This window comes from Pseudomonas sp. PB3P13, from assembly GCF_054897735.1.
Genome location: NZ_CM142702.1, coordinates 4,798,138 through 4,811,568 on the forward strand (window position 1 = coordinate 4,798,138; position 13,431 = coordinate 4,811,568).

General features: G+C 57.8%; 12 protein-coding genes. 8 read left to right on the plus strand and 4 right to left on the minus strand.

Features of this window, described 5'->3' with window-relative positions; translation table 11 throughout:
* Positions 1-100 precede the first annotated feature (100 nt).
* The 8 genes from ACYZT1_RS22125 to ACYZT1_RS22160 all read left to right on the plus strand — a co-directional run bounded on the left by ACYZT1_RS22125 (position 101) and on the right by ACYZT1_RS22160 (position 10,636).
* A complete protein-coding gene (locus tag ACYZT1_RS22125) occupies positions 101-460 on the plus strand; it encodes a hypothetical protein (RefSeq protein ID WP_462016717.1) in 360 nt (119 codons plus the stop codon).
* Positions 461-504: 44 nt separating this feature from the next.
* Positions 505-1,599 (plus strand): toxin-antitoxin system YwqK family antitoxin, encoded by a 1,095-nt coding sequence (locus ACYZT1_RS22130; RefSeq protein ID WP_462016718.1) that lies wholly within the window; start codon positions 505-507, stop codon positions 1,597-1,599.
* A gap of 1,048 nt (positions 1,600-2,647) precedes the next feature.
* On the plus strand, positions 2,648-4,831 hold the full coding sequence (locus tag ACYZT1_RS22135) for a PAS domain-containing sensor histidine kinase (RefSeq protein WP_462016719.1): 2,184 nt from the start codon (positions 2,648-2,650) through the stop codon (positions 4,829-4,831).
* Positions 4,828-5,190 carry a response regulator gene (locus ACYZT1_RS22140; protein WP_462016720.1) on the plus strand — a complete coding sequence of 121 codons (363 nt, stop codon included), beginning with the start codon at positions 4,828-4,830 and terminating at the stop codon, positions 5,188-5,190. The genes ACYZT1_RS22135 and ACYZT1_RS22140 overlap by 4 nt, the downstream gene beginning before the upstream one ends.
* Positions 5,191-5,475: 285 nt before the next feature.
* Positions 5,476-5,718 (plus strand): exodeoxyribonuclease VII small subunit, encoded by a 243-nt coding sequence (locus ACYZT1_RS22145; RefSeq protein WP_016772991.1) that lies wholly within the window; start codon positions 5,476-5,478, stop codon positions 5,716-5,718.
* Positions 5,715-6,602: a polyprenyl synthetase family protein gene (locus ACYZT1_RS22150; protein ID WP_462016721.1), complete on the plus strand. Its 888-nt coding sequence runs from the start codon at positions 5,715-5,717 to the stop codon at positions 6,600-6,602. The genes ACYZT1_RS22145 and ACYZT1_RS22150 overlap by 4 nt, the downstream gene beginning before the upstream one ends.
* 91 nt (positions 6,603-6,693) lie before the next feature.
* Positions 6,694-8,589 (plus strand): 1-deoxy-D-xylulose-5-phosphate synthase, encoded by a 1,896-nt coding sequence (gene dxs, locus ACYZT1_RS22155; RefSeq protein ID WP_462016722.1) that lies wholly within the window; start codon positions 6,694-6,696, stop codon positions 8,587-8,589.
* A 163-nt stretch (positions 8,590-8,752) separates the two neighbouring features.
* Complete coding sequence (locus ACYZT1_RS22160) at positions 8,753-10,636, plus strand: TonB-dependent receptor domain-containing protein (protein WP_462016723.1); 1,884 nt, start codon at positions 8,753-8,755, stop codon at positions 10,634-10,636.
* A 27-nt stretch (positions 10,637-10,663) separates the two neighbouring features.
* Here ACYZT1_RS22160 and ACYZT1_RS22165 read toward each other — a convergent pair whose 3' ends face one another.
* The 4 genes from ACYZT1_RS22165 to ACYZT1_RS22180 form a co-directional block, all read right to left on the minus strand.
* Positions 10,664-11,464 carry a cobalamin-binding protein gene (locus ACYZT1_RS22165; protein ID WP_462016724.1) on the minus strand — a complete coding sequence of 267 codons (801 nt, stop codon included), beginning with the start codon at positions 11,462-11,464 and terminating at the stop codon, positions 10,664-10,666.
* Complete coding sequence (locus ACYZT1_RS22170) at positions 11,464-11,883, minus strand: MFS transporter (protein WP_462016725.1); 420 nt, start codon at positions 11,881-11,883, stop codon at positions 11,464-11,466. The genes ACYZT1_RS22165 and ACYZT1_RS22170 overlap by 1 nt, the downstream gene beginning before the upstream one ends.
* On the minus strand, positions 11,880-12,497 hold the full coding sequence (gene ribA / locus ACYZT1_RS22175) for a GTP cyclohydrolase II (RefSeq protein ID WP_462016726.1): 618 nt from the start codon (positions 12,495-12,497) through the stop codon (positions 11,880-11,882). Before ribA ends, ACYZT1_RS22170 begins: the two co-directional genes overlap by 4 nt.
* 178 nt (positions 12,498-12,675) lie before the next feature.
* Positions 12,676-13,410 (minus strand): substrate-binding periplasmic protein, encoded by a 735-nt coding sequence (locus tag ACYZT1_RS22180; protein ID WP_462016727.1) that lies wholly within the window; start codon positions 13,408-13,410, stop codon positions 12,676-12,678.
* Positions 13,411-13,431: the final 21 nt, after the last annotated feature.

The window sequence follows — 13,431 nt, forward strand, 5'->3', positions numbered from 1 at the left end:
ACATCACATTAAGACCAACACTTTCCTGGTAGCCGCTCTGAGCTGCCTCGCGATAAATACGGCCACTGCTGGAACAAATACTTGGACCACTGATTGGGCCATGGGCACCAACGAATATGCCGTCGATGACGGTAACGGCAACGAATTGGTGATTGCCTGCCCAGCGGAAAATGGCCGCCATGTCTCAGCCAGCACTACGGTTAACGGTCAGGTCTATCGCTCGGAAGACGGCAAAGGCTTTGACCTAATCGTGGATGGCAGAACTTTCAGCAATCCCTTCTACACCGACTGCCGTGCTTGCAGCAGCATCTTCGCCCATACGTTCTGGAGCGCCCTGCGTCAGGCCAAACGTTTACAGGTCAGCGCTCAAGGCAAGGTCATCACGTTGACGACTCAGAATCTCAAGAACGTGTTGCCGGCCCTGAACGACAAAAACAACAGCTGCCAAGCCGCTTGGTAACGCCGCTCTTGGCGTTATACCAATAATCATCACTGGAGAACCCCATGTCACACCGCAAGCCCTTTCAGGACAGCCATATGGTCATGATCAACGACGGGAGAGCAGCAGCATTGAAGCCATCGTTGATCACGAGCGCCCTGGCCGCTATCACGCCCCAAAAAATCGCCATCGTCAGCGTATTTGCCAGCCTTTGGGTTACGGGGTGCTCGGCCAGCCAGCTCGATTACCGAAATGCCCAGATAAACAATGGCCTTATTTATTCTGGCTCAAACAACCAACCATTTAGCGGTCGAGTGACCAACGTTCCAGAGAGTTTTATCCGTCCCAACAGTGGTTACAACACGTTCATCAGCAACATGAACGAAATGCTGAAAATCACAAAGGCCGACAAAAATGCGTTCTGGGGCAGAACCCTTTCCTGTGACGTGGAAGTCGACGATGGCTATATCTCTGGCGACGTTTCTTGCCACCAGTCAAACACGAGAGCTCTTCGATACACGGCGCAATACGACGCTGGAATAATGGATGGAGACATGCAGGTCTTCGCCTTGGATGGAAGCAAAACCATCGCAAAAGCGTCATTTAAAAATGATTTACTCGATGGTTCAGCCACCATCTTTAGCCCGAACAACGGACAACCTCTTCAACTCAAAAACTACAAAAATGGCAAGCCCGACGGCAAACAAGAAAACTACGACGAAGCCACTGGAAATGTCGTGTACAGACAGCAATCCAAGGACGGCCTCACAGTAGGCAACGTTGAAACCTTCAATGCCCAAGGAAACATAACCAAGCAAATCCCTTACGATGATGGCGTTCCCCATGGGCTCGCATATGAATGGGACGCCAACAATAGTCGAATGATAGGGCTGACGACCTTTGACCATGGCGTCAAAACTGGAGAGAGCAAAACCTGGAGCCCTGACGGCTCCCTTATTTCCGACTACGTGTACGCACGCAACGCCATTGTCGAGGACAAGCTTCATCCAGCACAGGTATCTACCAATACTTGCCTGACCAGATTGAAGGATGACTTCCGTAAAGCTAATGGCGGCAAGAGTTCGATTGACGCAGACCAAATCGAAAAGTGGGAGTCATCCTGTGGAAAAAACAACGATGCGCCGTGGATAGAAGAATAAACTGATCGAAGCAAATACTGAGTGCAACACCTGACCTTCGTTATGGTGTTGCTCCTTTCACTTTGGCGGTGCCGCGAGGACGGGGCTTTGAAAATGGGGATCATGGAGCGCTTGAAAACCATTCAGCTGTGTTGCACAAAGACATGGCGTTTGAGGGCTTAATAACAAATACTTCCCTGATCAAGCCGTCATCCTAAACACAAGCATAAAAAATAACCCACTTTAATTAAGTGGGTTATATATTGTAGAAGCTTGCATTATCACGCTAACGGCGACAGTTCATATTTAATCTAACCAAGGCGTCAGACGTCATAGGCACCAATACTATCCCAGACTGGATGGAGTCACCAGTCTGCTTAGGAAGCGATAGTACTGTATAAATACACAGACATTGAAGAGGGCATCGTATTTTCTTACTCCGCCCTTTCGCCGCTCATGGCTTTCACAACGTCGAACAGGCGGAGCGATAGTCCCAAACTATTATGACCGCACACTTCTATAGCTGTAATCTATTAATAGATTAGAGTGGCGGTGAGAGCATTCACACCCGTCAAAAGCATCGGAAGTGAAACTCACTCGATACCTCAGTGGGGGGATAAATGGGGGGACAAAAAAAGTAGCATCACTTATATCCAGAAAACCTAGACAAAGCGCACTAACAACGCCGCCCACAAGCCGGCTTTTTTCATTGTCCGAAATAAACCCCGGAACGCCGTTGAGCTTCTTTATATCTCAACTCGCCTTTTCGACCTGATCGACGACCGACAATTTAAAAGTCAGCGTGTAATCTCGCTGCTGCCTTTTGCGCCCGTATCCATTTCACCTTCCTTTTAAGAAGCCAGAAGGTGAAACGAAATACGGCGCGGCGCCAGGTTTTACTGAACTAGCAGAACACATAGCGTTCCAGTGCTTATTAGCGCCCCAGGAAAAGCCTTCCCGTGTTAATGAAGTTTATCTCAGGGAATGCCGCCTCAGGACATACACTCAGGGGGGAGCCAAAGACGACGATAGCAGGCGCGTCTCAACACCGGTGCATTGAGGATGAAGTATGTTGAATGTTGACCATCTCCCCAGAGACACATGCGAACCCAGTGAGTACGAGAGTCTGGTTGCGATGGGGACCCACTCGCTCGATGTCATTCCGGGGGCTATTTACCTTTGTGACCGCGACGGGTGGCTTGTCAGGTTCAACAGCGAAGCGGTGATTCTGTGGGGAAGAACACCTGCTCTGGGTGCGAATGGGGACCGCTTTTGCGGCTCGTATCGGCTTTATACGACAAACGGCACGCCATTGGCGGTTGACGAATGTCCGATGGCCGCGACGCTCAACGCGGGCCAGTGTGCGCGTAACCAGGAAGTCTTGATTGAGCGTCCGGACGGAACGCGATTCGTAGCTCTTATGAATATCCGGACGCTCAGAGACCGGCGTGGAGAAATCCAGGGCGCGATCAATTGCTTTCAGGACGTCTCGGCGCACCATGCAATAGCCGAAGAATTGCGACGCAAAAGCTCCGATCTTGAAGACTTTTTCGAAAACAGCGCCGTTGGCCTTCATATTGTCAGCGGCGAGGGCATTATCCTGCGGGCCAATAAGGCTGAGTTGTCGCTGCTGGGCTATTCAGCGAACGAGTACATTGGCCGTCACATCACCGAATTTCATATGGATCAGCCGGTAATCGGCGACATCCTCAATAAACTCGGTAGCGGTGATTGCCTGACGAGTTATCCGGCGCGTCTGAGGGCTAAGGATGGCGCCATCAAACACGTCGCGATTACCTCTAATGGGCGATTTGAAGACGGTAGATTCTTCAACACACGCTGTTTCACCATTGACGTGACCCGCGCCCATAACGCCGAAACTGAGCGCCAGGAGAGCGATGACCGGCTTGCGGCCACCTACGAGGCGGCGACCATTGGCATTGCCGAGGCGGGAGAGGACGGCCGCCTGCTTCGGGTGAACGATGCCCTTTGCACCATGCTTGGTCGGTCTCGCGAGCAGCTGCTGACGATGACCTTCCTGGACTATACCCATCCAGATAGTGTTGAACAGGACGCGGCGTTATACACGCGGCAGGTCGCAGGTGAGCTGAACAACTATGTGTTGCGCAAGCGGGCCATGAAACTCGATGGCCAGCCGCTTTACCTCGACGTTCATAGCTCGTCGGTAAGGGCTCCTGATGGCAGGTTCCGCTATGGTGTGCGGGTCATCCAGGACGTGACGCTGACGCAAGAGATGGAAAACCGGTTGCGCGAAAGCGAGCGACACATGCGCAATCTGCTAGAGGCGCTGCCGGCGGCCGCCTACACCACCGACGCTGAGGGGCGCATCACATTCTATAACCGTGCGGCGGTCGAGTTATCGGGGCGAACGCCGCAACTGGGCGACCTGTGGTGCGTCACCTGGAAATTGTTCAACACCGATGGCACTTATCTTCCTCACGACCAATGCCCGATGGCCGTGGCCCTTAAGGAAAATCGGCCCATCCGGGGCGTCGAGGCCATCGCGGAGCGTCCGGACGGCACTCGCGTGCCATTCGAGCCTTATCCGACCCCTTTGCATGATGCGGATGGAAACCTGATCGGCGCCATCAACATGCTGGTGGATATCACCGAGCGAAAGCAGGCAGAAGACCGACAAAAAAACCTGATTGACGAACTGAATCATCGAGTCAAGAACACCCTGGCTACGGTTCAGTCCCTGGCGGCCCAGACAGCGCGCAATGCGCAGGATGCCAAGGATGGTTACACCCGGTTCGAAGCCCGGTTGCTCGCATTGTCTCGTGCCCACGACCTGCTGACGAAGCGGCACTGGGGCCCTACTCCGCTGGATCTGCTGGCCCATGAAGTGTTAATGCCGGTATTTGGCCATGAGCCCGGCCGCATCGTGATCACCGGTGATGCCATCAACGTTGACACCCGCGTCGCACTGAACCTCACCATGACGCTCAATGAGCTGGCAATCAACGCCCTTAAATACGGAGCGATGTCCACCCAGAGGGGAACACTTTCCGTCAGGTGGAGTGTTCAACCCCAACCGAGCGGCGCGCTACTCACCGTGGAGTGGCGCGAACAGCGCGGCCCCTCAGTGTCCACTCCAGAGCGCCAGGGATTGGGTTCGCGATTGATGAAGCGCTGCATCGAACGTGATTTAGACGGTTCTTTTGAACTCGACTTCGCCCGCGAGGGCGTTCACTGTCGCTTTTCGTTTATGGTCGTTGAGAACAACACATGACCTCTTTCACAGGAATCAGGGTGCTCCTGGTTGAAGACGAGGGCGCCATTGCAATGTTGATCGAGGAAATGCTCGAGGACTTGGGATGTACGGTAGTCGCCTCCGTGGCCCAACTCGCAAAGGCGATGCAAGTGGCGGATGTGGTGGATATAGACCTGGCGGTCCTGGACGTGAATCTGGCTGGAGAGCGCGTATTCCCGGTAGCCCGGATTCTGCGCGCGCGCAACATTCCGTTTTTATTCAGTACGGGATACGGCGGCAGCGGCCTGCCGGAAGAGTTTGCCGCCTGTCCGGTCCTGCATAAGCCGTTTTCGGAAATCGATCTTCGGTTGAGGATTGAAGTAACGCTGAGGCGCTAGATCGGTAAAGCACTTTTCGCTCGAGGTCTGATTATATTAGAAAGGGGTAGCCTGTCTGCCGACTGTGGCGAGGGGCTTGCCCCTGTTGGGTCGCGCAGCGGCCCCGAAACGGACGTCGCCGTTTACCTCAATTTACGACTGCTTCGCAGCCGAACGGGGGCGAGCCCCCTCGCCACAGGGTCGCACTCACTCCCGAAATGCAGGGGCAAAAAAACCGCTCATTTGCCCATAACCCCCATGTCTGCTAGTGTCGCGCCGGTTTAACGACAACCGGAAATAGCCGCCATGGCCCGCAAAAAAGCTGCACTGGATTTCGAACAATCCCTCGCCGACCTGCAGACGCTGGTAGAGCGTCTGGAGAATGGCGAACTGTCGCTGGAAGACTCGCTGACGGCTTTCGAGCAAGGCATTGGCTTGACCCGCGATTGCCAGGCAGCGCTGGCTCAGGCCGAGCAGAAGGTTCAGGTGCTGCTCGAGCGCGATGGCGAGCTGGCCGAGGAACCCTTCGACGCGGATGAACCGGAATGATCCAGGCGTATTCGGCGACCAGCCAGGCCCGCGTCAACGCTGCACTGGAAAGCCTGCTCACCGCACCCGGCCCCGAACTCGCGCGGCTCTATGAAGCGATGCGCTACAGCGTGATGAATGGCGGTAAACGTGTGCGTCCATTGCTGGCTTATGCTGCCTGCGAAGCACTGGGGGGCCAAGCAGAACAGGCCAATGGCGCCGCCTGCGCCGTCGAGCTGATCCACGCCTATTCACTGGTGCACGATGATTTGCCGGCGATGGACGATGACGATTTACGTCGCGGCCTGCCGACCACGCACAAGAAATTCGACGAAGCCTGCGCGATTCTTGCCGGGGATGGCCTGCAAACCCTGGCCTTCAGTGCTCTTCTGGATCCACGCCTGACCACCTCGGACGCCGACATCCGCCTGCAAATGGTCAGCGCGCTGGCCCTTGCGGCAGGCCCGGCCGGCATGGTCGGCGGGCAAGCGATCGACCTCGGTTCGGTCGGTCTGAAACTCGATCAGAAAGCCCTCGAATACATGCACCGGCACAAGACCGGCGCGCTCATCGAAGTCAGCGTCAAGCTCGGCGCCCTGGCCAGTGGCCGTGCCGACAAGGATCGACTGAAAGCCCTGAAAACTTACGCCCTGGCCATCGGCCTGGCGTTCCAGGTGCAGGACGACATTCTTGATGTCGAGAGCGATACCCAAACCCTGGGCAAGCGTCAGGGTGCCGACATCGCGCGGGACAAGCCGACCTACCCCGCCCTGCTTGGCCTCGACGCCGCCAAGGCCTATGCGCTGGAGCTGCACGATCAGGCGCTACATGCATTGCGACCGTTTGACGCGGCCGCCGAGCCGCTACGCGATGTGGCCCGCTATATCGTCGAACGGCGCAACTGACGGCGTATCTGCCAAAAAATACCAACGCGTGGGCAGGGGGCGATGCATCAGGTAAACTGCCGCATCTTTTATACCTATAACGATTCGCCTGATGCCCACGACGTTTCATGAGATTCCCCGCAAGCGCCCGACCACGCCCCTGCTCGACCGTGCCGATACGCCGGACGGGCTACGCCGGTTAGGCGAAGCCGAGCTGGAAACCCTGGCCGATGAATTGCGCCTGGAACTGCTCTATACGGTCGGTCAGACCGGTGGGCATTTCGGTGCCGGCCTGGGCGTCATCGAGCTGACCATCGCGTTGCATTACGTCTTCGACACCCCGGACGACCGGCTGGTGTGGGACGTGGGTCATCAGGCCTACCCGCACAAAATCCTGACGGGTCGCCGCGAGCGCATGGGCACTTTGCGCCAGAAGGGCGGCGTCGCCGCCTTCCCGCGTCGCTCCGAGAGCGAATACGACACCTTTGGCGTCGGCCACTCCAGTACCTCGATCAGCGCAGCGCTGGGCATGGCCATCGCCGCCCGTCTGCAGAACAGTGAACGCAAGGCGATCGCCGTGATCGGCGACGGAGCATTGACCGCCGGCATGGCTTTCGAGGCGCTGAACCATGCGCCGGAGGTCAACGCCAACATGCTGGTGATCCTCAACGACAACGACATGTCGATCTCGCGCAACGTTGGCGGGCTGTCGAACTATCTGGCGAAGATTCTCTCCAGCCGCACCTACGCGAGCATGCGCGAAGGCAGTAAAAAGGTTCTCTCGCGTCTGCCCGGCGCCTGGGAAATCGCCCGTCGCACCGAAGAGTACGCCAAAGGCATGCTGGTGCCCGGCACGTTGTTCGAAGAGCTGGGCTGGAACTACATCGGCCCGATTGATGGCCATGATCTGCCGACCCTGATCGCCACCCTGCGCAACATGCGCGATCTTAAAGGCCCGCAATTTCTGCACGTTGTAACCAAAAAAGGCAAAGGCTTCGCCCCGGCGGAAGTCGACCCGATCGTTTACCACGCCATCACCAAACTTGAACCCGTCGATGCACCGGCTGCGCCGAAAACGGCCAGTGGGCCGAAGTATTCCGGCGTGTTTGGTCAATGGCTGTGCGACATGGCCGAAGCCGACTCGCGTTTGGTCGGCATCACCCCGGCGATGAAAGAGGGCTCCGATCTGGTGGCCTTCAGCGAACGCTTCCCGCAGCGCTATTTTGACGTGGCGATTGCCGAGCAACACGCCGTGACACTGGCCGCCGGCATGGCCTGCGAAGGCGCAAAACCGGTGGTCGCGATCTACTCCACTTTTCTGCAACGCGGTTACGACCAGTTGGTTCATGACGTCGCGGTGCAACACCTGGACGTACTGTTTGCCATCGACCGCGCCGGTCTGGTGGGCGAAGACGGCCCGACGCACGCGGGCAGTTTCGATCTGTCGTACCTGCGCTGCATCCCCGGCATGCTGGTGATGACGCCGAGCGATGAAAACGAGTTGCGCAAAATGCTCACCACCGGCCACCTCTACGACGGCCCGGCGGCGGTGCGTTATCCGCGCGGTAATGGCCCGAACGCAACCATCGAAAAAGAGCTGCAACCGATAGAAATCGGCAAAGGCGTCGTCCGCCGTCAGGGTAAAAGTGTGGCTTTGCTGGTATTCGGCGTGCAGCTGACCGAAGCACTGAAAGTCGCCGAGACGCTGGACGCGACCGTGGTCGACATGCGCTTCGTCAAGCCGCTCGACGAGGCGCTGGTTCGTGGCATTGCCGGCAGCCATGAGCTGCTGGTGACCATCGAAGAGAACGCGATCATGGGCGGTGCCGGTGGCGCTGTCAGCGAGTTCCTTGCCCGCGAGAACATCCTCAAGTCGATGCTGCACCTGGGCCTGCCGGACAGCTATGTCGAGCACGCCAAGCCTGCGCAGATGCTGGCCGAGTGCGGGCTGGATGAGGCCGGGATCGAGGCCTCGGTGCGCGAGCGGATGCAACTGCTCAACATCTGAAGACACCTACCAAACCCTGTGGGAGTGAGCTTGCTCGCGATGGCAGTCTGACAGTCGACATATTCATTGACTGACACACCGTCATCGCGAGCAAGCTCGCTCCCACATTGGCTTTGTATAACCGTCGAACATGTATTCGCTTCACACTGCCGATGGACTGCCGATGAAACTCTGCCCCCTCGCCCTTTCGCTCGCGCTGCTGCCCACCGGCGCCGCGCTCGCCGACACCTTCGAACGCGACCAAGCACTCAAGCTGCCTGACGTGTTGATCAGCGCCAACCGCCAGGTCGAAGCCCGCAACGACAGCAGCGCCGCCAACACCGTGTTCACCCGCGAAGACATTGATCGCCTGCAACCGGCCAGCGTCACTGATCTGTTGCGCCGCGTACCCGGCGTGCAAATTGGTCAAACCGGTGGGCGCGGCAGTTTGCCGGGGATCTACATTCGCGGAACCAAATCGGCGCAAAGCCTGGTGCTGGTGGACGGTCAACGCATCGGCAACTCGACTTCCGGGGACAGCAATCTGCAGCACATCAACATCGAGCAGGTCGAGCGCGTGGAAGTGCTGCGCGGCTCTCGCTCGGTGATTTATGGCAGTGATGCGATTGGCGGAGTCATCCAGATTTTCACCCGTCGTGGCGACGAGCAGGGCCTGCAGCCACGCTTGCATGTCGGCTGGGGCAGCAACCAGACCTGGGAACGCAGCCTCGGCTTGTCCGGCGGCGACGACAAAACCCGTTTCAACCTTGGTGCCAGCCTTGATGAAACCGCCGGCATCGACCGTACTCATCAGTCATACCCCAGCGACAAGGATCACGATGAATACCGCAACAAATCGTTGAGCCTGAGCCTGAGCCACGCCCTCACCGATGACATCGAAATCGGCGCAAACCTGCTGGATAACCGTGGCAAAAACGCCTTCGACAATCCATTTGGCCGCTTCGACATGGACACCTTCGAATCGGTTCAGCAGCAGCCGTACAACGACTTCACGGTCAGCGGCCTGAGCAGTTACGTTGACGCCCGGATCAACGACCGCTGGAAAACCCGCCTCGAATTCGGTCACAGTGAAAACCGTGAAGAAACCTTCGACAAGCTCAGTGACGAGCGCAGTGTATTCAACACCTACCGCGACTCCGTGAACTGGCAGAACGACCTGACGCTCGACGCGCGCAACAGCCTGATGATGGGTGGCGACTGGTATGAGGACCGGGTCAATAGCAGCACCGCGTTTGACGAAGACAGTCGCTGGAACCGCGCGGCGTTCATTCAGCATCGTTATCAGGCGGACAGCTTCTCCACGGAGCTGGGTTTACGCCGCGACCAGAATCAACAGTTCGGCGGTCAGAACAGTTGGAGCGGCACCTTCACCCTGCCGTTGAATCCCGACAACGATGTTTTGTTGAGCTACAGCGAGGGCTTCCGCGCACCGACTTTCAATGATCTGTATTACCCGGATTTCAGCAACCCGGACCTTAAGCCTGAAACCTCGAAAAGCTATGAGTTGCAATGGCGCAGCCAACTGACTGAAGGCAGTCGTCTTGAAGCATCGCTGTACCGCACAGACTTGCAGGACGCGATCATTTTTGGCAGTAACTCGCGTCCGCAGAATGTTGCCTCAGCCCGGATCAACGGTTTCGAAGCGGCATTGAAGCAAGAGCTTTCCGGATGGCAAAGCAACCTCGGCGTGGCGATCATCGACCCGCGCGACCGTGACAGCGGGCATACCCTGGCGCGTCGTGCGCGGCGGACATTGAGTTGGGACCTGGATCGGCAGTTCGACCGCCTCGGGCTCGGCGCGAGCTGGCAAGCGGTCAGCAGCAGCTATGACGATGAACTCAACCAACAGCCGCTGGGCGGTTATGCACTGCTCGGGTTGCGCAGCAGCTGGGAACTGAATCGCGAGATCAAGCTTGATCTGAGGGTCGATAACGTTCTGGACAAAGGTTATAGCCGGGCGTTGTACAGCCATGATGGCAGTCAGTACGGGTATCGCGAGGAAGGACGGACGTGGATGTTCGGGGTCACGTGGACGCCGCAGATCTAAAAAGCGACTCAGCCCCCTCGCCACAGGTCAGCGATCAGGCTGGATGAGGTGACAGAGTCTGGCAGTCGCTTCAATCATCTGCCCGCTCGGCCGTTCGAGGCCTTTATCGGTGACCATGAGCAATTGCCCCTGCCGAACAGCCGCCACTTGCGGCCACACCTTCCACGCATCGAGTTGCACCTCATCGCTGGCAAGGATCACCTCGGGATTACGCTGCAGCACTGCCTCGACGCTGACCTGTGGCGCGGGCAGTGTCAGGTCGGCAAACACATTGCGCGCGCCGCACACGTGCAACGCATCACTGATGATCTGCCCCCCGCCGATGGTGTATAGGGGCCGATCCCAGACCTGATAAAACACCCGCAAAGGCTGATCGCGCCGATAGCGCTCACGCAATGAACCGAGACGCTGACGCAAATCTGCAGCCAAAGAAATGCCACGTTCGGCACGGCCAAGTTGCTCGGCAATCGCTTCGATGTGTGCGGCCAACTGTTCGAGGTTGTGCGGTTCGGCGACGTAGATGGGAATGTTCAAACGCTTGAGCTGCTCACGCTGGGCCGGACCGACACTGTCGGGCCACAACAGCAGCAAATCCGGCCGCAGACTGAGCAGTTGTTCCATGTCCAGCTGACCGTACCGGCCAACCGATGGCAGGCCTTTGAGTTTCTCGGGACGCTCGCCGGCATCCAGCACGCCCACCAGCAAATCAGCAGAATCCAGCTCGACAACAATTTCGGAGAGAGACGGCGCCAGGCTGACGACCCGCTCAACGGCATGCGCCGAAGCACTCAAGGCCAGCAGCAAAACCGCCAGCCATGCACGGTGCATCAAGCGAGTTGACGCGGGATACGGTAGAGGTAAAACAGCACGGCGGTGGACAACGCCAGCAGCATCAGCGGCACCGCTTCCAGGCCGACAAACACCGCGAGGGCGCCGATCCACGCCGGAAGGCCAGCAGCGATAAACGCCGCGCGGCGTTTGGCGGCCAAAGCGATCCAGGCGGCAGGTTCTTCAGGGGTGTCGAGGGCTTTTTGCGTGGCGATCAGGCCGTGTTTATAGCCGCCAAAAAACTTCAGGCTGACAAACATCGAAGCCACACCGGCAATGAACATCGGCATGGCCAACACCGGCAATATCGCCTCGCTCTGACCGAATACACCGTTGATCACGAACAACGGCAACAACGCCAGCGCGAGGTATTGCCACCAACTGACGGACAGTCGCCGCCGCACCTGACCGCGAGTCACGCGCGGTCTACCTCGCCCTGATGCTCGTTGCCCATCATGTGGTCGAGCTTGCTGGCCTTGGTCGCCAGGTACAGTTTGTTGTGCGGATTGTGGCCGGTGTGCAACGGCACGCGCTCGGCAACGACGATGCCCATGTCGGTCAGCGCTTTGACCTTGCGCGGGTTGTTGGTCATCAGACGCAGGGATTTGACCTCCAAATGCTGCAACATCGGCAGACACATGGCGTAATCACGCTGATCGGCGGCAAAGCCCAAACGCTCGTTGGCTTCGACGGTATCGGCGCCGCCATCCTGCAATTCATACGCACGGATCTTGTTCAGCAGGCCAATGCCACGGCCTTCCTGACGCAAATACAGCAACACGCCCCGGCCTTCGCGAGCTATCGCCTGAAGGGCGGCTTCAAGCTGTGAACCACAATCGCAACGCTGGCTGAACAAGGCATCGCCAGTCAGGCATTCGGAATGCAGGCGGCCGAGTACCGGAGCACCATCGCCGAATTCACCGAGGCTCAGAACCACGTGCTCGCGCCCGCTCTCCTCATCGAGGAAGCCGTGCATGGTGAATTGCGCAAAAGGCGTGGGCAGCTTGGAAGCGGCGACAAAAACGACAGGCACCGGTGTGCTCCTGGTCTATAGATTCACAGAGGCGGCATTGTAACAGCAGGTTCCTACAGACGCTTAGGCTGAATTGTGGGGCATAACGATCAAAAATCCGGATCACAACGACCGTGCAAGCCCCCGTAGCAACTCGCGCTGCCTGCGGACGCAGGCTGCGCCAGCTGCAAGGACGTGTTCACTCGGCATCAAACGGGTAAGGCTGTTTCCAGCGCTTGAAAATCGGCTTCAGCTCGCCGCTTTTCACCAGGTGCTCCATTCGTTCGTCGAACAGCGCCATTAACTTTCGCGCGTTAGGCGTGTTGGCAAAGCACAGGTAGAGGGGCAATTCGGTGATGTGCGTCCGACGGAACCGGGTCGGATCCATGGCACCGCGGACAATAAACTCAATTTCACTCAGCGCATCGATGTAGTAATCGGCGCGATCATGCGTCAGCATCGACAGAATCCCGGTGCGCCGCACGACTTCGTTGTATCGAGTAACGTTCGGCAAGTAGTCCTGATAGTCATAACCGCGGACCCAGGCCAATCGATAATTGCCCACTGTCTCCCGGGTTGGCACCGGACTGCTCGCCAGCCCCAACGCGTAGATGTGATCGGTATCGAAATTCCAGCGCGGGTATAACAGATCGCTGACCTCATCGTGATACGCGCCTACGCAGGCATCCACTTCGCCGCGTTGCGCCAGGCCGATGGAGCGCGTGTAAGGGACGGTACGAATATCGAGTTTCACACCGGCCGGCTCGAAAACCTGACGTAACACGTCCCAGCCCAGCCCACGCCCGTCCGCAGCGGTGTAATCCTCCCAGTCTTCACTGGCCAGATGGATCACTGACGGCATCGGCGTTTCTGCCGCGAGGGCGAGCGAGCCGAGCATCGCGAAAAGCATCCCTGCCAGCCAGCGTCGAGCCATCCTTAGTCCCCCGAATCAGTC

Excerpts from the sequence above, each read along its gene's own strand:
- ACYZT1_RS22165 (WP_462016724.1), bottom strand. The coding sequence starts at position 11,464 with ATGCACCGTGCATGGCTGGCGGTTTTGCTGCTGGCCTTGAGTGCTTCG.
- ACYZT1_RS22145 (WP_016772991.1), top strand. The coding sequence starts at position 5,476 with ATGGCCCGCAAAAAAGCTGCACTGGATTTCGAACAATCCCTCGCCGAC.
- ACYZT1_RS22180 (WP_462016727.1), bottom strand. The coding sequence starts at position 13,410 with ATGGCTCGACGCTGGCTGGCAGGGATGCTTTTCGCGATGCTCGGCTCG.
- dxs (WP_462016722.1), top strand. The coding sequence starts at position 6,694 with ATGCCCACGACGTTTCATGAGATTCCCCGCAAGCGCCCGACCACGCCC.
- ACYZT1_RS22130 (WP_462016718.1), top strand. The coding sequence starts at position 505 with ATGTCACACCGCAAGCCCTTTCAGGACAGCCATATGGTCATGATCAAC.
- ACYZT1_RS22125 (WP_462016717.1), top strand. The coding sequence starts at position 101 with ATGGGCACCAACGAATATGCCGTCGATGACGGTAACGGCAACGAATTG.
- ACYZT1_RS22150 (WP_462016721.1), top strand. The coding sequence starts at position 5,715 with ATGATCCAGGCGTATTCGGCGACCAGCCAGGCCCGCGTCAACGCTGCA.
- ACYZT1_RS22160 (WP_462016723.1), top strand. The coding sequence starts at position 8,753 with ATGAAACTCTGCCCCCTCGCCCTTTCGCTCGCGCTGCTGCCCACCGGC.
- ACYZT1_RS22135 (WP_462016719.1), top strand. The coding sequence starts at position 2,648 with ATGTTGAATGTTGACCATCTCCCCAGAGACACATGCGAACCCAGTGAG.
- ACYZT1_RS22140 (WP_462016720.1), top strand. The coding sequence starts at position 4,828 with ATGACCTCTTTCACAGGAATCAGGGTGCTCCTGGTTGAAGACGAGGGC.